This is a genomic window from Dokdonia sp. 4H-3-7-5, from assembly GCF_000212355.1.
Classification (GTDB): domain Bacteria; phylum Bacteroidota; class Bacteroidia; order Flavobacteriales; family Flavobacteriaceae; genus Dokdonia.
In genome coordinates this window covers 2,232,896-2,255,477 of sequence record NC_015496.1, presented here as the reverse complement: position 1 = coordinate 2,255,477, position 22,582 = coordinate 2,232,896, and the positions used below count along the sequence as shown (strand labels likewise).

General features: G+C 38.7%; 21 protein-coding genes. 9 read left to right on the top strand and 12 right to left on the bottom strand.

Annotated elements, in window-relative coordinates; genetic code table 11:
• Positions 1-27: 27 nt before the first annotated feature.
• The 9 genes from KRODI_RS10025 to KRODI_RS09985 form a co-directional block, all read right to left on the bottom strand.
• A complete protein-coding gene (locus KRODI_RS10025) occupies positions 28-1,779 on the bottom strand; it encodes a hypothetical protein (protein WP_041295680.1) in 1,752 nt (583 codons plus the stop codon).
• Complete coding sequence (locus KRODI_RS10020) at positions 1,769-3,988, bottom strand: hypothetical protein (protein ID WP_013751492.1); 2,220 nt, start codon at positions 3,986-3,988, stop codon at positions 1,769-1,771. Before KRODI_RS10020 ends, KRODI_RS10025 begins: the two co-directional genes overlap by 11 nt.
• The gene (locus KRODI_RS10015) at positions 3,988-5,274 is read right to left on the bottom strand and encodes a BatA domain-containing protein (protein ID WP_013751491.1); all 1,287 of its coding nucleotides are present in this window, start codon (positions 5,272-5,274) and stop codon (positions 3,988-3,990) included. Before KRODI_RS10015 ends, KRODI_RS10020 begins: the two co-directional genes overlap by 1 nt.
• A 1-nt stretch (position 5,275) precedes the next feature.
• Positions 5,276-6,172 carry a DUF58 domain-containing protein gene (locus KRODI_RS10010; protein ID WP_013751490.1) on the bottom strand — a complete coding sequence of 299 codons (897 nt, stop codon included), beginning with the start codon at positions 6,170-6,172 and terminating at the stop codon, positions 5,276-5,278.
• Positions 6,173-6,201: 29 nt separating this feature from the next.
• Entirely contained in the window at positions 6,202-7,200 is a 999-nt protein-coding gene (locus tag KRODI_RS10005) for an AAA family ATPase (RefSeq protein WP_013751489.1), read from the bottom strand.
• Positions 7,201-7,524: 324 nt separating this feature from the next.
• The gene (locus KRODI_RS10000; protein ID WP_013751488.1) at positions 7,525-8,145 is read right to left on the bottom strand and encodes a DUF4159 domain-containing protein; all 621 of its coding nucleotides are present in this window, start codon (positions 8,143-8,145) and stop codon (positions 7,525-7,527) included.
• Positions 8,146-8,165: 20 nt separating this feature from the next.
• Positions 8,166-8,543: a DUF3703 domain-containing protein gene (locus KRODI_RS09995; protein WP_013751487.1), complete on the bottom strand. Its 378-nt coding sequence runs from the start codon at positions 8,541-8,543 to the stop codon at positions 8,166-8,168.
• Positions 8,544-8,650: 107 nt separating this feature from the next.
• The gene (locus KRODI_RS09990; RefSeq protein WP_013751486.1) at positions 8,651-9,967 is read right to left on the bottom strand and encodes a TldD/PmbA family protein; all 1,317 of its coding nucleotides are present in this window, start codon (positions 9,965-9,967) and stop codon (positions 8,651-8,653) included.
• A gap of 26 nt (positions 9,968-9,993) precedes the next feature.
• The gene (locus KRODI_RS09985; RefSeq protein WP_013751485.1) at positions 9,994-11,628 is read right to left on the bottom strand and encodes a TldD/PmbA family protein; all 1,635 of its coding nucleotides are present in this window, start codon (positions 11,626-11,628) and stop codon (positions 9,994-9,996) included.
• A gap of 404 nt (positions 11,629-12,032) precedes the next feature.
• On the opposite strand from KRODI_RS09985, the gene KRODI_RS09980 reads away from it, so the two are divergent.
• From KRODI_RS09980 to KRODI_RS09950, 7 genes are all read left to right on the top strand, one after another.
• Positions 12,033-12,386, top strand: a complete 354-nt coding sequence (locus tag KRODI_RS09980) for a hypothetical protein (RefSeq protein ID WP_144784771.1) — start codon at positions 12,033-12,035, stop codon at positions 12,384-12,386.
• A gap of 2 nt (positions 12,387-12,388) precedes the next feature.
• A complete protein-coding gene (locus tag KRODI_RS09975; protein ID WP_013751483.1) occupies positions 12,389-13,270 on the top strand; it encodes an aldose 1-epimerase family protein in 882 nt (293 codons plus the stop codon).
• Positions 13,271-13,432: 162 nt separating this feature from the next.
• Positions 13,433-13,945 (top strand): hypothetical protein, encoded by a 513-nt coding sequence (locus KRODI_RS09970; protein ID WP_013751482.1) that lies wholly within the window; start codon positions 13,433-13,435, stop codon positions 13,943-13,945.
• 4 nt (positions 13,946-13,949) lie between these two features.
• A complete protein-coding gene (locus tag KRODI_RS09965) occupies positions 13,950-15,212 on the top strand; it encodes a cation:proton antiporter (RefSeq protein ID WP_013751481.1) in 1,263 nt (420 codons plus the stop codon).
• Between the two features lie 66 nt (positions 15,213-15,278).
• Complete coding sequence (locus KRODI_RS09960) at positions 15,279-15,980, top strand: ZIP family metal transporter (RefSeq protein ID WP_013751480.1); 702 nt, start codon at positions 15,279-15,281, stop codon at positions 15,978-15,980.
• 79 nt (positions 15,981-16,059) lie between these two features.
• Entirely contained in the window at positions 16,060-16,833 is a 774-nt protein-coding gene (locus KRODI_RS09955; protein ID WP_013751479.1) for a TrkA C-terminal domain-containing protein, read from the top strand.
• 119 nt (positions 16,834-16,952) lie between these two features.
• Entirely contained in the window at positions 16,953-17,468 is a 516-nt protein-coding gene (locus KRODI_RS09950) for a PepSY domain-containing protein (RefSeq protein ID WP_013751478.1), read from the top strand.
• A gap of 10 nt (positions 17,469-17,478) precedes the next feature.
• On the opposite strand, the gene KRODI_RS09945 is transcribed toward KRODI_RS09950, so the two are convergent.
• Positions 17,479-17,937, bottom strand: coding sequence for a hypothetical protein (locus KRODI_RS09945; protein ID WP_013751477.1), 459 nt, complete (start codon positions 17,935-17,937; stop codon positions 17,479-17,481).
• A 353-nt stretch (positions 17,938-18,290) separates the two neighbouring features.
• Between KRODI_RS09945 and KRODI_RS09940 the strand changes: the two genes are divergently transcribed.
• Both KRODI_RS09940 and KRODI_RS09935 read left to right on the top strand, forming a co-directional pair.
• Positions 18,291-19,862, top strand: a complete 1,572-nt coding sequence (locus KRODI_RS09940; protein WP_013751476.1) for a hypothetical protein — start codon at positions 18,291-18,293, stop codon at positions 19,860-19,862.
• 73 nt (positions 19,863-19,935) lie between these two features.
• Positions 19,936-21,765: a cytochrome-c peroxidase gene (locus KRODI_RS09935; RefSeq protein WP_041295887.1), complete on the top strand. Its 1,830-nt coding sequence runs from the start codon at positions 19,936-19,938 to the stop codon at positions 21,763-21,765.
• Between the two features lie 81 nt (positions 21,766-21,846).
• Here KRODI_RS09935 and KRODI_RS09930 read toward each other — a convergent pair whose 3' ends face one another.
• Both KRODI_RS09930 and KRODI_RS09925 read right to left on the bottom strand, forming a co-directional pair.
• Complete coding sequence (locus tag KRODI_RS09930) at positions 21,847-22,287, bottom strand: rhodanese-like domain-containing protein (RefSeq protein ID WP_158307007.1); 441 nt, start codon at positions 22,285-22,287, stop codon at positions 21,847-21,849.
• Positions 22,274-22,579, bottom strand: coding sequence for a rhodanese-like domain-containing protein (locus KRODI_RS09925; protein ID WP_013751473.1), 306 nt, complete (start codon positions 22,577-22,579; stop codon positions 22,274-22,276). The genes KRODI_RS09930 and KRODI_RS09925 overlap by 14 nt, the downstream gene beginning before the upstream one ends.
• Between the last annotated feature and the right edge of the window lie 3 nt (positions 22,580-22,582).

Genomic DNA, 22,582 nt, shown 5'->3' with positions numbered 1-22,582 from the left:
CAATGACTCAAGATAGTCAATTATTCTTCACACACCTTCTAGTCTAGGCGCTACCCATAAATAGCCCATCGCAAGAATAAATATGACAAATAACCATAAACGCTCTACAGGTTCTAAAACTGTGTGCGTTTCTGCTGCCTTTTGAGCTACATTAAATGTGCGTTTATTATGAGCGATTTGAGTAGATGTTCTTAACGATTTCCAGTCAGTGTCGAGCGGGATATAAAAGCTGGCAACTGCGGTGCTATCTTGCGCTAGACGCAATTCATTCCAGCCTGAGTGTGATGGATATACCGTTCCCTCCCATTGATCTTCTAGCAAAACATCTTGTCGTAGTGGGATTGCAACCTGCTCATTATCCAGAACCTTTGGAGCTGGTATTTCTGTGCGTAGCTTAAAGCGAAAAGGTGCATCCTTTACCCCTATTTCTTCTTGAAATTCCCAGAGAACAGTAGGCAATTCTTTCTGACTTACCGCACTCAGTATGGAAGACCATAAATAGTTGTATGTTGCTTCATTACCATCAAGAATTAATTGATAGGTATCTGTAAGTGTCGTACTTCCCCATCTACCAGCACCCCGCTGAGCGTATGCTGCCCATACATTTCCTTCTTCAGAAATAATAGGTTGTACGAGTGCTCCAGCGTCAAAACTATAAAGAATTGTAGCTACCTTAACTTTAGGCCAGGTTGAGAGTGCTATTTCATTTTTATTATTTCGCTTAAAGCGAAAACCAAATTGTTTACCATCATTTACTACTGCCACATCTGGCTGTATAAATACTCCAAGACCTTCTTGCGATACTTGATTATTAAGTGTTCTACGAGAACCGCTAGACAAGCCGTTGTAAGAACTAGCATCCATAACCACCACATCAAAAGCTGAAAGATTAGCGCTCGTAAAGCCGTAGATAACTCCTTGTTTTCTATTAAAATTTTCAAACTTGTACCGTTCCTTAGTAAGCTGACTGCGTACTAGCACTTCATGCCCCTCGTCAGCTAAATAGTTTTTTAGGTACTTAGTTTCAAACGTGGGAAAACCATTTATAATTAAAACACGCAAGCGTTCTTTTTCTTTAATGATTAGAGGTAATGGATCTTCAGAAATAATAGTACTAAGACTGTCTTTTTCAATAAGTTTATACACATACTTTCCACTTACGGAGGTTGTAGCTTGCAGCTCAAAATCAAATGCATCACCACCAGAAACCGTTACCGAATCAAGTTCATTTCCTCCAGCATCTTCTAGTAACAAGCGATTTCCTTTAATAGGCGATGTATAAATCCCACGGATTGAAAGGGAATCACCAACGGTTGCAGATTTATTATACGCGAGTTTTGTAATACCACTCAATCTCTCACCAGTTAAATAGGTAGTTGCAATAGATTGTATTTGCCAAATATCATAAGAGGCAACCCCATTCCCGAGTATATAAGCAGTACTTATAGCCTCGAGTTGCAAGGGATTAAAACCATCACCATCATATTTGATAATTTCTATGTCCTTGTAGAGAACCTGTAAGCTATCTAACTGCTGTTGTTTATATGCTTCTGTGAGAATAATGCCTACGCCCTTAGTACGTGGTACAGTTTTTACTGGCTGCAACAACATCAATGCAAGACTAGCTACTGCGATAAGAGCGATTATCGCCTTTATCATTACATATTTGCTGCCTGTTACGCGAAGTTCTTTCCATATAAAAAGACCCCACAATATAACGGCGCCAGCAATTACAGGCCACATCCACTCTTCATGTATAAAGGATATATTATCGATCACCCGTCTGTAGTTCTTTAATGAATATATCTTCTAGCTTTCCTCTGTATGGCTTACGACTAATTGGCATTGCATCATTTACTGGTAATGCTTGTAATAATCCACGCTGTACTTGTCGCAGTGTAGTTGCCGGTTGCTGCTTTTCTTCTGTGAGCCATTTGAGTTGTTGCAAGGTATTAAGGTGTCTTGCCGGTTCTTGTATTGCTATCGTTGCTAGCTCTTCTCCAGCCCTGGCAAGTATCGCCTTATCTGCAGCAGTTAATGCGGCTTCTCCAGCAATATGCTTTTCAAGAAGCGCTATACTTTGCTCCATACTTACATAAGGGTTAGTTGCCGCTATTTGCTCAGTTTTATAAAAATTATCAATCTCCTTAAGATCTCCAGAAAGTCGCTTATCTTCCTTAATAGGCGGCGGGTCAAAACCTATGCGGTGCACATAAATGCGTGCACTATTTTTAATGTCTTGTATTAATGTCAATGCCCTATATTGATAAGGTAGTGACACTTTGGGATCTGCAAGACGAAGGTGTAGCTCTGCATCCCACATTTCGGCCATGGCTTGTTTGAGTTTGCTGCGCAAGGATTCCGTAAAAAGGGTTGATTCTTCAGGATCATCGTGATTGTGAATATATCCTTCTAGTATAGATTTTTCACCCTCTTCTTCTGCATCTTCTTCATGATCATGTTCTTCTGGAACGAGGTTATGCTCATTCTCACTATCGTGATCATGTCTAAAACCTGCAGTGGGATCATCTGCATCAAAGTCTTCATGAGGTATATCTGGAGTAACAGCGATGCCAGAATCTGCTTCATCGCCCATAAACTGACCGTACTTTAATCGTAATGCTTTCTGGTCAAAACCTAAATCATTACTGCGCGTTTTAAATTCCTTCTCAGTGAGTTGTGGTCGTTCTTCTATGAGTTTTTCCGTATCGATAATCAATTGCCGCTGGCTCCTAAAGTAATCAGGCATCAAATCTGCTCCTAGAGTTCCTTCTACTCCAAAACCATCACTCACCGTATCTTTTATTACTGCAAAGAATGTCTCGCTACGGGTGATATTAGGCTTTGGTGTCTTTTGATCACTTACCTCAACATAAAAATACAACTCATCACCCAGCTCCATCTTCAGCTGATCTAAATTAAGAGTCTTAGATAATCGCATGGATTTCTCACCTACTTGAACCGGTTGATTAAAAGCCAACTTCTCTTCTCTAAACTTTACAGACTCTCCTTCGCCTTTACTTACCGTGGCAACAATGTGTGCTGCTGCGATTCCGTAATCGTCACTTATTTCGGCAGTAAAAGCAATCTTCTTATTGTCTGAATAATCAAAAGACGTAAACTGTGGGATGTTTTTAATTTCTACTAATGGCGCTTTGTCTTTTACCACTTCAATCGCATAAATATCTGATGCGTAGCTAGTTCCAAGTGTATCAATGAATTTAAAATTATAATAGCCAGATTGTGTGGGTTTGTACGCTTTCGCGAAAGCGGTACCATCACCCCTCATCTCATCATTAACTCCTATCCCTTCTACTGTAACCTCACTTACCTTACTGTCAAAATCCAATTGCCAATATAGCTGTGATCCCTCAACTGCCTTTGCATTCATCAAACTAGACGTACGTGAACCAAGTTTTGTGTAAGCTGGATAACGAATGGCAAGCTTCTGATTAATGAGCACAGGCGGCTTGTATGCTGGAGCAACAGAATCTGTCACAGAAAATGTCATTATCTCCTGCCCAGGTGTAGTTCCATTAGTACGATTTATGCTCTTTCCAAATGCATAAAAAACTATGACACCGATTAGTATCAATACGCTTGCAGTAATCGCAGCATATCGCAACCTCGTTTTAGGTTTGACAGTGGTAATTTGCTGTGATAAGAGTGTGGTAATTTTCTGTTGCTGTAACTGTGCAAGTCCCGACATTCCATCTGGCGAAGCCAACAATAAACTACTACTATATTCGGCATTATGAAGATGTTTATCAATGTAAGCACTCACAGAACTTAGATTGATTCTCCAAGGTTTAATCATGAGCACTGCTATTGCAGTTACTACTAGAAAAGCGACAATACCTATTATTAGATTTCTAGTAATAAATGCACTACAAAGTCCAGCTCCGATACCATAAAGCACGGCTTCTAAGCCTCGCAATAACTGCCAGCGCTTCATGTAAATCTGTATGAGTTGTATCCCTTCTTGCATTATTGTTTACGTATTCTAGAGAGTATGCGCTCGCTTACAAGGAGTACTAAAAGCAGTATCCAGAAGGTACTTGACATATCTGATTTTACCTCTTTTTTCATTGTGGTAGCGGGAATATTAATGGTTTGCAGTTGCTCTAAACTCATCACCCGATTATCAAGGTCTCCCATTTGTATATTTAATTCTTGATCAAGATTAAGCCATGTAAGTAATTGTGTTACTAGAGGTTCTCCTGTAATGAGTTTAGGCGTTAGTTTCTTTGTCAGTATCGACGTAGTTGCTGCAGGTCCTGGTACAACAAGCGAATTTGCGATTTCTCCTGGACGATAATATAATGTAGGCGTGTCGCTAGCCATCATAGGATTATCACTCAAATCAATCAAATAATCTATAGTCGTCGTATCTATTTTTTCTCTATCTGACACTGCGGTGATGACAATCTCTCTCTTAGTAAACTGACTTATCGCACGTAAAGCTGCCTCTAGATAACTACGTTCGGCATCATGTCTTTTATTATAGATGATTGTAGTCTCAATAGGAGAATACTCTTTTATAGAAATGGTTCTGGAAATACCATTCGTTCTGATCTCGACGCTATCTTTTGTAAGATTTAATGTTACATCACGTATCGCTACTTTCTCTTTATTTATACCAAGTAGTTGTGCCTCGCTCAACACATTAATGATTTCTAAACTATCCTTATGAGCAATTGCGACTAGGGGCTGCTCATTCTGTCTAGTAGTTTCCACAGGAATCCACGTAATGTTCTTTTTTATGGTAGGCCTTTTGCCTTGTAACGCTTTCGCGAAAGCGTGTGTAAAAACCACAATACTATCTGCAGCTAATTCTTCCATCTCTCGAGCGAGCTGCCAATAATTAGGCACCACCTCTTTATTTGCTATTACATCTCCAGTCTCCCACAGTGGAAAATCTTCTTGTAATAATCGCCTTCCTTCTAGTGGTATTTGTTCAAATCTCGCTAGACCATCTGCTGTGGAAAGTAACGAAGGTTCGAAAAGATAAGCAACTTCCTCCTTATCGGGAGTTGTTGTAATATGTGGTTGTGCAAGAATTACCACTAGCGTACTAATAATCAAGCAACGCAATAGTAGTAGCCACCATTCATTAAGCTGGATACTATTACTCTCTTTAGATTTTGTGGGCGCGATAAATTGTATACTGCCCACTTTTATAGTGCGCACCTTCTTGCGACTCCACAAGTGAATGAGAATTGGAATTGCAAGTGCTAGTAGTCCCCAGAGATATGATGGCTGTAGTAATGTCATATCAAAAAATACTGCTACGTTTTTTAAGAAATAAGTGCAATGCTTCGCCAATATGGTCTTCTAGTGAAAATAACTCATAGTCTATACCGCTAGCAAGTAACGCTTCCTTAGTAGTTTTCATAGATTGCTCTAGCGCTTGTAAATAAGTAGTTTTTGCATCCTTTGCGTTTACCTTCACCTTAGCACCAGATTCAAGATCTTCAAAAATCACTTGTCCTTTGTAATCAAATTCTAGTTCGCTCTTGCCCAGCAAATGCAACACTGCAACTTCGTTTCTGGCTGTTTTAAGCTGCTTAATCATTGTTATAATTTCCTCATCATTTTCATACAAATCTGTGATAAAAAATATGAGCTCCTTATGACTACGATTATGGAGCTTCTCACTTGCCAACTGCATAGGCCAAGAGCCTTGATTTTTTAATTGTAATAATTGGTACAAGAATCTATTAAAATGCTGCTTCCCAATAGCCGGCTGCAATGCTTCTAACTTTTGATTGTTTACCGTAAGCAAACCTACCGCATCTCCTTGCGTTTGTGCGAGGTGTGCAAGACTTGCCACGAGTACATTTGCATACTCCATTTTTGAAATATCACCTTCCTTATGAAGCATAGACAAACTTGCATCTACTATAAATCTCACAGAAATATGTGTATCTATCTCTGACTGCTTGATGTAATATCTACCAGAACGCGCAAGCATTTTCCAGTCTAGTAACCTGAGATCATCACCAGGTTCATAGCCTCGATATTGACTAAATTCTAACCCAGCCCCTACTCGCCTACTTTTATTGAGTCCAGACAAATAACCGTCTACGATAACGCGCGAAATAAGTGATAATCCAGAAACTCTGTTTATCACTTCGTGTTTAAGTAGCGATTTATAATCGTCTTTTGACATAGTATTCTTTGCTGCTATTATTGTGGTTATTAAGCTAAGTCTATTTCTTTAAGTAAGTGAGTGGTTACTTGGTCTGATGTAATCCCTTCTGCCTCTGCCTTGAAGTTGACAATCACTCTATGACGCAATACTGGTAAGGCCACATTTTTAATATCATCTAGCGTTACTGCCATTCTCCCTTGTGAGAGCGCTCTCGCCTTTGCAGTAAGAATCATTGCCTGCCCTGCTCTTGGGCCTGCGCCCCAGCCTACCCATTGTTTTACATAGTCATTTGTGGTAGTTTCTGGTCTCGTTGCACGTACTATCGTACTTACAAAATCGATGAGATTATCGCTTATAGGCACCTCTCTTACAAGTTGCTGCAATCGTAAAATATCTGCTCCCGTGAGCACAGGATGTACTGCCTGCTTAACACCACTCGTAGTACTTTTTAAAATATGAGTTTCCTCAGCTGCTGTAGGGTATCCTATTTTGATATAGAACAAAAAACGATCTTGTTGCGCCTCTGGTAATGGAAATGTACCCGACTGCTCAATAGGATTTTGAGTTGCCAGAATAAAAAATGGACGCTCAAGACTATAGGTTTTACCCGAATAGGTCACCTCAAATTCTTGCATCGCTTCCAGTAATGCAGCTTGTGTTTTTGGTGGGGTACGATTAATCTCATCTGCTAGGATGATATTTGCAAAAATAGGCCCCTTCTTGAATTCGAAAAACTTTTTACCCGTAGCCTGATCTTCTTCCAGAATCTCTGTTCCAATTATATCTGAAGGCATTAAATCTGGGGTAAATTGGATACGTTTAAAATCCAAGTCTATTGCCTGCGACAAGGTGCGAATCATCAAGGTTTTTGCAAGCCCCGGAACTCCTTCAAGCAATGCATGACCACCAGCAAGAAAGGTAATAAGCAATTGCTCCACCGTTTCCTCCTGACCTATAATCACCTTTGCAATCTCTTTCTTAAGATCCTTTAGCTTTCCAGTTAACGTGGTTACTTCTTGTTGTAATTCGGTTAGTGTGTTATTCATAGTGTTACCTTATTAAATCTCTTTTTCTTCTTAGCTTCTCCTGCAAAACATCTCCCCTAGCCCATCTTCGAAGAGGGGAAATTTCATGTTGCTTTTTGCGAAACAAAAACAACATTTCTTCGCAACAGTGTCCCTCTTTGAAGAGGGAGTTAGGGAGATGTTCGAGAAACATCATTCTCTTACTCCTAGCTTCCCCTGCAAAACATCTCCCCTAGCCCCTCTTCGAAGATGGGAACTTTTTAAGTTGCTTTTTGCAAAGCAAAAGCAAACTCTTCTCCCAATAGTGCCCCTCTTTGAAGAGGGAGTCAGGGAGATGTTGGCGATTTATGATGTTAATGCATACATCACGATATTCACTCCAAATTTTGTGTTATCAATTTTATACCAACGTTTGTTTCTGAAATCGTAATCCCACTCGCAGCCGTAATCTTTGTTGCTATAGAGGACTCCTATTCTTCCGTTAACCTCAATGGCTTTTAGGTATTCATGTACGAGGTCATCTCCCCAGCCGTTTAGTTCTTGACTTGTGGTAGGTGGACCGTCTTCAAATTCAAAGAAGACGTTATAGATCTCGTGGTCGTTAGGTATTTTTTTGAGTGCATCTTGACCAAAAATCTCTTCCATCTGGCGCTCAAATGATTTGGCAAATAACCCGTCGATGTCGTGGTTACAGTCATCTGCAAAAACGAAACCTCCGTTTTCTATATATTTTTTAAAATTCTCTTTTTCCTTCTTTGTAAACTGTACGAGCTTATGTCCTGAGATGTAACAAAACGGACATTTAAAAATCTCATCACTCGCTAGTGAGATAATGTTCTCCTTAGTATCTACCGCAAGGGTAGTATACTCTACCAGTGAGTTAAGCAAATTAGAAGGCATACGCTGATCTACGTCCCAGTCTCCAGATTCGTATTGTAAGCGCGTAAAGAAGAATTTGTTATTCATTATAAGTTACTATTCATCTTTTACAAAACGCTTACTCCAGCTTTTTTGAATATATTTTGTAGCTCCACATCTATAGGAAATGCTTGTAATGGAGCAACATTGGCTCCGCCAGGATTACCTACCGGTATCTTCCCAACAAATGATTTTACACCGCCTACTACTAAACGTGGAATTTGGCCTATCACTTCTTTAGAACTTTTTATACGTACACCAAATTGCAACATTTTCCAGTGAACGTATGTATGATTATAAGGATAACGTTGTCCAATAATATGTGCGCGTTCAAGATGGTTCCAAGCAAGCTGTAAATCACCTGCACGATAAGCTTTGATATAAGCTCTAAGTTCATCTTCATAAAATGGAGATAACTTTTTAGGTATCGTAGTATTAAATTTCATGATTTATTGACATTGTTTCATTCCACTCACGCTTTCGCGAAAGCGAACCTAAAATAAAAACTGGCTACCACTTTTGTGATAACCAGTCTTATATAATTTATACGTTTTTATACAGCATCTGAAAGACTGGTAAAAGTAAAGTCACGTATTTTCATATACGGGATTAAACTACCATCAACGCGTACTTGCTTGCCAAGAGTTTCTAGATTATTAAGCATAATAATAGGACTCTCATTAAAGCGGAAGTTCTTTACAGGATACTTGATTTTTCCGTTCTCAATGTAAAAAGTTCCGTCGCGGGTAAGACCTGTGTACAGTAATGTTTGAGGATCTACAGAACGTATGTACCATAATCTGGTAACGAGGATTCCTTTCTTTGTAGACTTGATGAGATCTTCAAGAGATGCGTCACCACCGCCCATGATAAAATTACTAGGAAAAGGGACTGGCTCTACACCTTTTTCTTGTGCCCAGAAACGATCATACGCAAGGTTTTTTACCACTCCGTTTTCTATCCAGCTTGTCTTTTTAAGCGGCTGCCCTTCTCCATTCCAAGTACCTGCTGGCACTTCTTCATTAAGAGGGTCTGACCATAGGTTTACACGCTCATCTACAATTTTGACACCCATCTTAGTGCCTCCACCTTCTTTAGACATAAAGCTTCTTCCCTCATCTGCAGATCGTGCACTTATAGAACGACCTAAGCCTTCTAGTAGTCCCAATCCAGCAGATGGCTCAAGAATCACGGTGTACTTACCTGGCTCGATTGCTTTTGCCTCGCGAGACATTACTGCCTTATCAATAGCAACTTTTGAAGCTTCTGCTGCGTCAAATTTTGACACATCATTAAAATCTCTTGTAACCCATCCAGAACCCGTACCATCGTTAGATCGCATGGTTACTGTAAACTCAACGTTAGTCGACTTGTTATAAGCAAACAATCCGTTAGAATTCATCATCGCGCTAAAGCCCGCACCACCATCTAGAAAACCAGCTGCGGTTACATCATTTTCTTTGGCAGGTTGTATGCTGCTCTCTGCTACTTGTGCTCTATACTCCGGAGTCATATTTGCCGTAGCTTCTACGTACGTTTTAGACTCGTCATACGTTTGCGGCCCTAGTGGCTGCATAAACTCAGGGTTTTCTGGAGCAAGCTTTGCAAGTTCTTCTGCACGTTTTACCACTTTTTCAAGTGACGCATCATCAAACTCGTCTATGGTTGCTGTACCTGATTTTTTACCAAAACTTGCAGTGACCGCAAGACTTTGGTTAGACTGGTGTCCTGATGTAGAAACAGAGTTACGTGCATAACGTATGTTACCACTCTCGCTACCGCCTAAATTTATAACGCAGGCATCTGCAGTAGAGAAGCTCATTGCTTTCTCCATTACTTTTTTTGCCTCTTCTTTTGAAAATATTCCCATTGTGTTTCTTCTTTAAAAATTGACGATTAAACGTTACGACCCGTGTTGATCACATTAATATCATTAAATCGTGTCGTGGCACTTCCATGTGATACTGCGCTCACTTGTGAAGGTTGCCCTTTCCCGTCGAAGAATGATCCAAAGAGACGGTAGTCACTCTGATCACATATTTTTGCACAAGAATTCCAGAACTCTTGTGTATTAGATTGGTATGCTACATCATTAAGCATCCCAACTATTTTTCCATCCTTAATCTCGTAATACATCGTACCTCCAAACTGGAAGTTATATCGCTGCTGGTCTATAGAATAAGATCCACGACCTGCAATGTAGATTCCTTTTTCTACATCTTTAATCATATCATTAATAGAATACGGCTCTTTACCTGGCTCTAGTGAGATGTTAGGCATACGCTGGAACTGTACATCATTCCAACTTTGCGCATAACAACATCCATGAGATTCGTTCTGATCTATCATTTGTACTTGGTCACGTATTGCTTGGTAATTTACCAGCACACCATTACGTATGATATCCCATTGCTTGGTTTTTACACCTTCATCATCCCAGCCTACAGCTCCTAGTGATCCCACTTGTTGCTTATCTGCTACAATGTTTACCAGGTCACTACCATATTTAAAGTTTTTAGACTTCCACTTATCTATGGTTGCAAAACTTGTTCCTGCATAGTTTGCCTCATACCCAAGTACACGATCAAGCTCCGTAGGGTGACCTACAGACTCGTGAATGGTAAGACCTAAGTGATTAGGCTCTAGTACAAGATCATATTTTCCAGCATCTACAGACTTTGCAGTAAGCATTTCTTTAGCCTGCTTTGCAGCCATGGCAGCATCTTCTATAATATCGTAGCTATTTCTATATAACTTCAATCCTTGCGGACCTTCAAGTTTTTCTGACTCAAGACCATCTAGGTATTCATACCCAAGTCCCATAGGAGCACTCATAGCCTGGCGGGTTTTAAACTTACCACCACCTACAGCCGTCACGCCAAATGTAGGCCAGATACGGTGCACATCTTGATCAATATATGAACCTTCGGTAGAGGCAAAATACTTTTGCTCATTTACCATAAAGAGCGCAGAGTTTACAAAGTTTGCACCATTAGACTGCGCAGCAGCATTTGCCGTAAGCAACAGCTCTACCTTCTCAGATACAGGTACTTCTTTAAAGTCTTTTTTAATAGGCGTTTTCCAGCTCACCTCACCGTAAGAAGCTTCTGGAGCTAGCACTACTGGGTTGGTTTGGAATTTTGAGTTAGCCTTAGCAATTGCTACAGCTTGTTCTGTTGCCTTCTGGATACCATCTGGCGTTACATCATTAGTAGATGCAAAACCCCAAGTACCATTTGCAATCACGCGTATCCCTATCCCAAAAGATTCGGTATTTACAACGCCTTGCACTTTATCTTCACGTGTGCGCACAAACTGGTTTAGGTATCTCCCTATTCTAGCATCTGCATATGAAGCACCTAAACCTTTTGCCGTATTAAGGGCGACATCTGCCATTTGTTTTTTAAGCAGTACGTCCATTCCTGGTTCGAGCAGTGCTTCTGTTGGGATATTATTTCCCAGCATCATCGATGGCACCATTAAGGCACCTGCTCCCATACCAGCGAGTTGGACAAAATTTCGTCTTTTCATAAGGTCTTAGGTTTTATTGAATTGTTTGTTTTATTGCGTTTTTAACATTTAATTATTAAAAGCAGTATAATATCAGAATTTATGTTAAGGTGTCTTGTAGTATAAATGCTAATTATATCTTAAAATTTTACGCTTTCGCGAAAACTTGATTCCTCCAACACCTACTCCATTCACATAAACAGAGGATACAACCGATTTAAATTGTAAATAAAAGTTGAAATCCTAAAGAAAGCACGTAGATTTATAAAAACACTACCTTGAAAATAAATAAACATACACTCATAAGCCTCTTAGGAATAGGAGCATTTAGTTTACTCTCAATTTTAGAATTCACTCACTTAATCAAGTATGTGCTAGAACAATTTCTAATAATTTACAATTCTAATTCGATAAGCTCTTTATGGATGCCTGAAATAACGGGTACTGTTATTTTTACAATCGCTATAGTAGTATGTGCGAAGTATATCAAATCATCCATTATCATAAATAGTAAGAAATGTTTGTTTAGTTTGATTTCAATATTTTTTATAATTATGCTATTACAATTTCTATCATCCTTCTATGGAACTGGTTTTTTGATTAGTACTTTTCCAACTGAGTTTGACTACTACTATGAGCTAAAAAAAGAAAACTTACAACTTCTAGCAAACCTGGCATTAGCTCCTATATTTAGATATCTAATCGTGGCTATTGTCTTAATTTGGGAAGTAAAAAATCATGATGATGCACATATAGACAATCCAACACAAAAAATGTAACCATGCTCCACACCATCCACAACGAAAACCTCATCTGTACCATTACTTCAAAAGGGGCAGAAATACGTTCCTTAATTAATAAGGAGACTGGTGAAGAATATATTTGGCAGATAGATCCTTCTGTGTGGGGAAGTAGTTCGCCAGTGTTGTTTCCTGCTATTGGTAATATTAAGGAGAATAAGATTGTTTTTAATGGCGAAGACTATGCTATGACTAAGCATGGAATTATAAGAAATAATGAGCAGCTTGATTTTCAGCAGCACGACGCGTCTAGTTGTTCTTTTACGCTCACAAGTTATAATGAAACATTACGACAGTATCCATATACGTTCCATTTTCGCGTAAGCTTTACCCTTGTTGAGTATCGATTATTAATGACCTATACGGTTACAAATAATGATACCGTGCCTATGCATTTTGCCTGTGGTGGTCACACTGCTTATGCTTGCCCACTTGATGAGCATACTGCACTATCTAATTATGTGATTGAATTTCCAGAGACGCTAGATCTTACCTCGCGCACGCTAGGAGATAGTGGGTTATTATCTCCTGAAAAACGAGCTATCAAAACTAATGGCGGACTCTTACCACTCTCAGAAAGGCTTTTCAATGAAGATGCCCTCATCTTTACAGACATTAATTATGACTGGGTACGACTGCGTAAAAAAGATGAAAAGAAAGGAGTCATCGTGCGCTTTAAGGATTATCCTAACCTTGCTTTATGGTCAAAACCCGCTGCAGATTATGTGTGTATTGAACCGTGGATAGGACTTCCAGACAGTGAAGATGAAAGTATCGATATCACTAAAAAAGGTTCTTATAAAACGCTTGCGCCAGGTGCAACATTTGATATCACTATTGAAACCGAAATAGAGCAAAACTAACTGCCGTGACGCACTGACCACTTCTTAAATATTAGCTATCACGCAATCTGCTTATTAAAAAAAACGAACGATAAAACAGAAAAGTAGTATCTTCTTTCCATATTATATGCTTCTTGAACGTACTTGATATTCTATAAGCACTCATTTAACTATTGCATTATTATGAAAATAACAACTACGTTCTTAGTACTATGTATCGCAACCACAGCTTTTTCTCAGCGTGAGAAAACAAAAAATCCTGGGGTTTCATTTAAGATATCTACAGAAGCCGTCGCTCAACCATCTGAGAAGCTCAATAATGTGCTTGATTATTTTGAAAATCAATATTGTTCAACACGGGTATTGAATGCTCCATGTAATGATTGCGATACTACCGTAGACCAACTAGAAAGGCAATTTATTCTGAATAGTTTAAAGGAGATAAAGCAACATTTTGCTTCTAAAATCTCTATAGATGAACATGATTTTTTGAGAATAGAAGGACATCAAGGAAAGGTTTATAAAACAAAAGAAGAAGTGATAAACGCATATCAAGAGCACCTAGCTATTGAAATCAAAGAACTCCAGATAAAAATAAATGTAAACGAAAAGGAGATTGAAAAACATAGACTGGCACCTATACCTTCTCCTGCGGTTCTTGAGGAAAGAACTAGAGTAAATAATAAAAACAACTAGCCTTATGGCGTTAATCGTAGAAACCCCTCCTTATTTTGTTGCGCTAGCATGCACAGGTTTTGCCATCTCACTTATGGCGTTCATTCCCGTGTATTCAAAAAAAATAAAAATCACTTATATCATACCACTACTACTATTAGGTATGATATTATTTTTTGCGGGCGCACCTCTTCCTTGGCCAGATCCGCTATGGGAGTTAGAAATAGGTAAGATAGTAAGCGAAGTTATTGTGATCATAAGTCTTATGACAGCTGGGCTCAAAATAGGCACGAGTTATAAATGGAGTGACTGGAAAAAACCGTTATCACTGGTCGCGATTACAATGCCGCTATGCATGATTGCCATTTTTGCTATTGCTCATTTCTTACTAGGACTTAATGGTCCCGTTTCTTTATTACTCGCAGCAGTGCTTGCGCCTACAGATCCCGTGCTTGCTAGTGAGTTACAACTAGAAGAACATCAAGATTTAAAAGAGAGAAATACAGGTTTACGTTACACACTTACCGCAGAGGCTGGCATAAATGATGGACTTGCTTTTCCATTTGTTTTTCTAGCTATTTTATGGAGTGAAGCTAGCAGTTTTCAAGAAATAGACTGGATGAATTTTATAAGCTACTATGTTTTATTTAAAATTATAGGTGGTCTTTTAGTTGGCGCCATAATAGGCTTTATATATAGCTGGGTGGTACAGTATCATAGCAAAGAACATCAAAAATATATACTCAATGGCTTTATTGCGGTCGCGCTCACTTTCTTCTCTTACGGTCTAGGGGAAATACTGAGTACTTACGGTTTTTTAAGTGTGTTTGCTACTGGTGTATTTATGCAATATCACTGCCGAAAATCTACAGAGGATAATATAAATACTTCTATGCTGCACTTTGCAGAGGAGACAGAAAAATTACTCGTCGCACTGTGGACCATCTTTTTTGGTGGTGCTTTGGTTTCAGGTATATTATCATATACAGATGTAGACGGTATCATAGCGAGTCTAGTTATTGTACTAGTATTGCGACCTATTTTTGGGTATCTCGCCATGCTTACCACAAACTTTTCAAAGGCAAAAAAATGGGCAATTAGTTTCTTCGGGATACGCGGTATAGGGAGTTTCTTTTACCTAAGTTATGCTTTGATACACGGTAATTTTACAGAGTATGACGAGCTATTTGGTATTGTGAGTTACGTGATTCTCTTTAGTATTCTTATTCACGGACTTACGAGCCTTCACGTGATTGATTATTTTAAGCGAACAAACAAGGCCGCTTAACAATATCACTGTTGCCTATATATATAATATTTTTTATTGGCTTAGAGCCAAAATATCTTTTTCATCATGCTTATTACTATCCTTGTTGTTTTTGTTGTTTCTATGTCACTCATTGCTGGCGCACTGTGGGGTTTGTATGGCAAACTATCGAAAAATACAGAAGGATTTCTCATTGCACTTGCTGGAGGAGCACTCATAGTATCTGCAGTGTTAGAGCTTATAGAACCAGCTATGGAGGATGGTGATGTATTGCTACCGCTCTTGTTTGTTTTTATAGGAGCTTTGGTATTTACAGGCTTAGATTTTTATGTAAAAGAAAAATGGAGTTCAAAAAGCGGTGGTGCAGGTCTTCTAGCAGCCATAACCTTAGACGGGCTTCCAGAAAACTTAGCACTTGGCGTAGCACTCATCACGGCAGATCCACTGGCTGTAGCCGCTCTTTCTGGATCGATACTACTGTCTAATCTTCCCGAAGCTGCAGGAGGAGCAAAAGAAATGAAAGACGACGGAAGGTCTAAAAGATCAATCCTCATACTATGGACAGGGACTGCGATATTGCTTTCTGCCGCAGCGCTAGTAGGTTACTTCTTTCTAGAAAACGTTTCTAAAGATATCCTAAACAATATACGGTGTTTTGCCGGTGGTGCTGTCGTAGCTTCACTTGCTATTGAAGTTTTTCCAAAAGCTTTTAAAGAAGACAAATACTGGATTGGACTCGCAACTGCTCTAGGTCTTATCATTGCCTTTTACCTTAATAGTCTGTCATAAATAGTGCTTGCTTGACCACATGTTTTTATAAGATGATTGCAATAAATAACTAGCTTTGTAGCTCCTAGAATTACCACATATGATTGCAGCTGTTTCCCTATTCCTTATCATCACCATCTCTGTGTTGATTACTAAGATTTCTACTATCGCACTAGTCCATACTGGTCTTTCTGAAGAAAGTGCCAAGTTTCAATCACGATCTGCTTACACTGGTGCAGGCTTGAGTACAGCAGAAACTGAAAATATCATGAATCATCCTGTACGCCGTAAGATTATTTACAACTTAATGCTCATAGGTAATGCAGGTATTGTTACGGCGATGTCATCATTGATCCTCACCTTCGTATTACCAGAATCTAATGCTTCTCGATTTTATGGGTTTTTAATCATTGTGGGCGGTATTCTAGTGTTATGGTTTGGAATACGCAGTAAATGGGTTAATCACGGCTTATCCAAAGTGATTAATAGAATGCTCAAAAAATATACAGACTTAGAGGTTCAAGACTATGCTGCTGTATTACACCTAAAAGACAATTTTAAAATTATAAAAGCTACCGTAGATACAGATGGCTGGATGTGCAATCGCACATTACAAGAATTAGACTTACGAGAAGAAGGAATCACTGTGCTAGGTGTAGAGCGTGAGGGAGCAGGATATTTTGGATCTCCATCAGGTAATTTTAAAATGTTACCACATGATGAAGTAACACTCTATGGTAAGTCTGATGGTATTAAAAGTATCTACAATCGCAAGAAGGATTATTATGCGCATCTCGAACATAAGAAATTTGTAGAAAAAGAAGAAGAACGTAAAGCAAATGATGTAGAAAAAATGAAAACTACTACAGACTAAATCCAGTCTTATCTCATTTTCATTACAATAAGAAGATATCTATATTTTTGATCTTTTACAGGTCTTCTACTTTTCCTCAAACTTAGTTTTTTATACCTTGCGCCTCTAAAATAAAATTCATGGCTCGTAAAAAATCTACTTCACTTAAAATGCGTATTCTTCACAGATACCTAGGCTTCTTTCTAGCAGGAATCATGGCAGTTTATGCGATAAGTGGAATTGTTTTAATCTTTAGAGACTCAGATACTTTTAAGAATACGGTTGTCATAGAAAAAACACTTGACCCAAACCTCTCTGCGCCATCACTAGCCAAAGCTGTAAATAACAAAAGACTTAAGGTAACTAAAGAGGAAGGTGGTGTTCTTTATTTTTCAGAAGGAACTTATAACAGCAACACTGGAGCGGTTGTGTATTCTAAAAAAGAATTGCCCTTCATTCTTGATAAGCTTACTCATTTCCATAAAGCCAAATCTGGAGATCCACTATATTTTTTAAATATCTTTTTTGGACTAAGCTTACTCTTTTTTGTAGTATCCTCATTCTGGATGTTTATCCCATCAAGCCCTATTTACAGAAAGGGAATGCTCTTTGTAGCAGGAGGAATAGTACTTGCACTTATATTATTATTTGTCTAGGCTTATACCATTAAATATTATTTAAAGTCCTTTTTTCTGCAGTAGCAGATAGAAACTGCTCTTGAATATCCATTACATCTTGCACTTCATCTAGCTCGCATAAGTAATGTATAACGGCACGCATCCCATTAAACATCACAGCATCACCCTGTGGGTTTGTTGGTTTTATACTGCAGCGACTTATAGGTAACTCATAACCGCAAGCTCGTAAAAAAACAGCTTCAATCTGGAGTAACTCACTAGGCAAATACCCATAAAAACGTTTGCCAAAAGCCTCATTTACCTTTCCTACATAATTGAGTATTAGTGAACCGTGAGCGTCTGTCATGTGTTTCCACATATCTTTATTGTCACAAATAGTTCCTACTGCACAAGCTGTGCAGCAACCAGGGTGTAGGCTACCATCAGAAAACGCTGCATATAGTTTTGATAAAGCTCGTTCTAGTCTAATTGGAAATATAGTAGTCATCGCAAGTTTTTTTATTTAAAGTTAACATTTGTCTTTGAGATAATATGTTAATAGTGTGTACAAAAATATGGTACTTATCCTTTTCAAAATAAAAGCTCCTAAATCCTTTTTGTTTGATTTCCAACACTTTTAGTTTTTCTTTCGCGAAAGCGTGCTTCTCATTTTCCTTTAAAAAATATAAGATTTAATAATAAGGGGTTTTAACTAAATGTAAAATCTCATTTTATTAAACAGTTAAGGCTTTACATAAAATAAACGCTTTTTTAATAAAAAGGCTACGATTAGGTAACGTTTACTCTTTTACTCTGAGACTACTTTTAAACCATTCTAATAATCAACTAATTACTCAAAAAATGAAACAAGTAAAGTCAATTTTTTTAACAATGCTATTTATAGCAGGAACAGGTGTTCTTTTTACAAGCTGTGACGATGCCGAAGATGGCATGGACGGTATAAACGGTGTAGATGGCATCAATGGACAGGATGGTGCCGATGGACAGGATGGAGCAGACGGTGAAGATGGAGATGATTTTGAAATGGGAACAACACTATTTTCAGATAAATCTGCAACGCCACCACTTGTTGCAATGTCACCGCAATTCAATTACGTAGAAGCATATTCATTAGTATCTACTCCTGATGTTATAGGAGGAGATTTTCAACTTGCGGGATCTGCAGATGGTTCTGGATTTTTAGTAGATGGTGAAGATTACATTTATGTAACTAACTGTGAAGATAGTTATGCAGTGGCTCGTATCCGTTTTGATCAAAATCTAGTTCCTATCTCTGGAGATTACTTACTAGATTCTGGAGTATCTGATTTTGCAAGACAATGTAGTGCTACTATGTGGGAAGCAGATATACATGGAGGAGATGAAGATATCTTTTTATCTGCTTCAGAAAGTATTAACTATGATGTGAAAGCTATCGACCCTAGGGTAACTACTCCAACACCACAAGCAGATTTTGGACTAGATGCACTAGGAGAATTTTCTTGGGAAAATGCAACTCCGCTACCTAAAGATGCTTATTCTGGCGCTACTGTAATTGTAGGTGGGGATGATGACTCAAGTAACTCTGAGGGACAAGTAGCTATGTACTACTCTACTGCTGGTGATGCAGATTTTACTGGAGGTTCTATCTACGTACTACGTTTTAAGCAAGTATCTGATGGAATGGGAGGTGTGCAAGATGTTATGCCTAACACTTCTTACAATGAGTCTTCTCTAGATTTTCAAGCAGAATATGATGTAGAATTTGTAGAAATCCCTAATGGAGCTGCACTTACTAAAAACGAAATGGAAACTGCATGTAATGACGTATTTGCTGCACAGTTTATGCGTGTAGAAGATGTAGATTATCAAAAAGGATCTGACGCAAATGGAAGAAATGTATTCTTTGCAGTAACAGGACGCGGACCAGGACAGGGAACTTACAACGACTGGGGAACTGTATATAAACTCGCTCTTGATGACAACAACCCACTAGAAGGAAAGCTCACTCAAATCATAAGTGGAAACACAGATACAAATAACCAAGACGGTAACCTTGCTGCATTACAAAGCCCAGATAACATCTGTGTTACAGAGAACTTTGTATACATACAAGAGGATCCTAACTCGTTCTCAAGAGGTCATGCTGCATACATTTATCAGTCAGACTTAAGCGGTACAAACGTACAGCAGGTGCTTGAGCTTGTAGTACGTCAAGATCTAGCAGATGATAACAGTACTGGTTTAAGTGGAGAATTTGGTGCACTTATAGATATCTCTGATAAAATAGGAGAGCCAAATACATTTCTATTAAACATACAACCACACTACTGGAGAAGTGAAGATTTTAAGGCACTTGATGGTCACACTAACAGTGCTTATGAGGATAATCAAGCATCACAAGTTGTATTGCTAAAAGGTTTACCTAGGTAGATATAAGCTAACATTATTTTAATAAAGCGCAATCTCATTTTTGGGATTGCGCTTTTACAATGAACATACTCGCATGAAAATCACTACAAATCAACCTTTTTATATACTGCTCTTAGCTATCTTCTCCCTATCACAAAGCTGTAAGAATGAAGTGCCGAAATACGCTACACAAGCTGTAGCAAATTGGGAAGCCTCAAGAATCATTTACCTACAAGAGATTACTAATGCTATTGCTGGAATAGATACACTAAAACAACTTCCTGTAACAGATGCAAAAGCTAAAGAAGTTTTCAAAACATTGCGCATAGCTTTCAAAAAAGCAGAACCTTATGCGTCGTACCTCAACCCTCCAGTAGGACACCGAGTAAATGGACCAGCATTACCTATTTACAAAGAGGATAATGAGAAAACAATGAATCCTGTAGGCTTACAAAAAATAGAAGAAAGCATTTATGAGGGTGAAACCTCTCAAGGCCAATATGACAAAGAGCTTACGGTCACTTACGGACTTTTACAAAATCTCAAAAAAAATATTGAGAAAAGAGAACTCAATGCTCCTAGGTATTTTACCGCAACTCATCAGCAATTACTGAGAGTACTGAGCTTCTCAATTGCAGGTTTTGATACTCCCGTGAGCCAACTAGGTATTGCAGAAGGTGCTGTGTCTCTACAGAACTTACATGATACCTATCGCGCAAGCATTCAATCTATTATTCAAGCTAAGAACGAATCACTTGACAAGCAATTCACTTCCCAAGTAGAAAATGCTATCACCTTTATTAATGAGAATAGTGACTACGATACATTTAATCGCTATTCCTTTACACGTAACCACCTGACGCCTATCACACGCAGCTGGGTAGCTATCAGGAAAACTAGCGAACTATGGGAAGGAAACCAGAGTACTCCGTTTAACTTTGATGCTCCTACGTTTTTTGAGGACGATAGTTTTAATGTAAATTTCTTCACTCCTAGTATCAACAAGAATCCTACAGATGAACAAATCACTTTAGGAAAGAAATTATTTTTTGATGAAAAGCTATCCACCAGCGGTACGATGGCATGTGCAACTTGCCACGATCCAGAAAAAGCATATGCAGATGGTCTTGTTGTAAATAAAAGCAATACTGGTGAAGCACTACAGAGAAATACACCCACGCTACTCAATACTGTGTTCCAGCAAAACTTTTTTGCAGATGGACGTTCCAATTCAATTATTGATCAAGTTTCTGCAGTATTTACAAATGAGAAGGAGTTTAATACAAATGTTCATGAATTTTCTACAAGGATTCTAGAAGACCCTAGCTACTTAGAGATGTTTGAAAAAGCCTACGGTGGAGTATCTACTCGCAATACAGATGTAGTAAAGGCAATTTCTTCATACGTAAGCACGCTCAATAGTTTTGATTCAAAATTTGACCGAAACATGCGAGGTGATGAAGATACCTTTACAAAAGAAGAACAACGAGGTATGAATTTGTTTATGGGTAAAGCTTTATGTGCAACATGTCACTTTATGCCTCTAACCAATGGAACAGTACCTCCATTTTTTGCAGAAACTGAGCGTGAGGTTATAGGCGTTCCAGAAACAGTAGAAAACAAAGAACTTGATGATGACACAGGTTATTACTGGCGCTTTGAAGCAGAACAACATAAAGGTATGTTTAAGACCCCCACAGTGCGTAATGCAGCACTTACAGCTCCATATATGCACAATGGCGTATACACCACACTAGAGCAAGTAATGGATTTTTACAATCAAGGCGGTGGTGGCGGACTAGGATTTGACCTTCCACATCAAACCTTGCCATTTGATAATCTTAAGCTCACAAATGAGGAGCTTGCTTCCTTAACTGCCTTTGTAAAAACACTCACAGATGATAAGGTAGAGGATAATTACTAGCAGTTGCTAAGAGAAAATATCAACCCACAAAAAAGCCCATCGATTAGGATGGGCTTTTTTTATTTAATGTAAAACGAGTAACTACTGTATTGGTTTTCCTGCAGAATTCCAATTATTAATTCCGCCTTCAAGATCATAGATCGTTATAAATCCTGCTTCTTTTAGCTGTTGTGCACACTTGGCGCTTCTACCTCCTTTAGCGCAATACACATAAACAGGCTTACTCTTATCTAGCGTTTCTATTTGAGATTGCCAGTTAGGGTTATTCATCTCAAAGTGCTTAGCATTTTCAAGGTGACCACGCTCCCACTCATTATCTCTACGTACGTCTACAAGTTGTGCTCCTGCAACTAACGCTTCCTTTTCAAAGGTGTCAACGTCAATCACAGTGATTACTTCTTGTGTAGTGATACCGCTTACTTCTTTTTGAGAAGTAGCTTCATTACAACTCCACAGAGAGAAACAAAGCGTTATCGCAATGAGCGTATATCTCAAACGCTGGCTACTCTTAATGCGCTGCATCCCAAGCATTATAACCACCTAGCAAGTTGTAAGTGTTGTTTAACCCTTTTTGCCCCATAAGAGCACACGCTTGTACACTACGTACTCCTGAGCGACAATACACATAATAATTTTTACTCTTATCTAGCTTTTCTACCTCATCAAGGAATCCTTGACCTAGGTAAATATCAATATGTTTTGCCCCTTCTATCATTCCGTTTTCTACTTCTTCCTCCGTACGTACGTCTAGAATTACAGCATCTTTATCTTGAGCTATTTTCTCTTCCCATTGTGGAATCGTTAAATCTGTCATTGT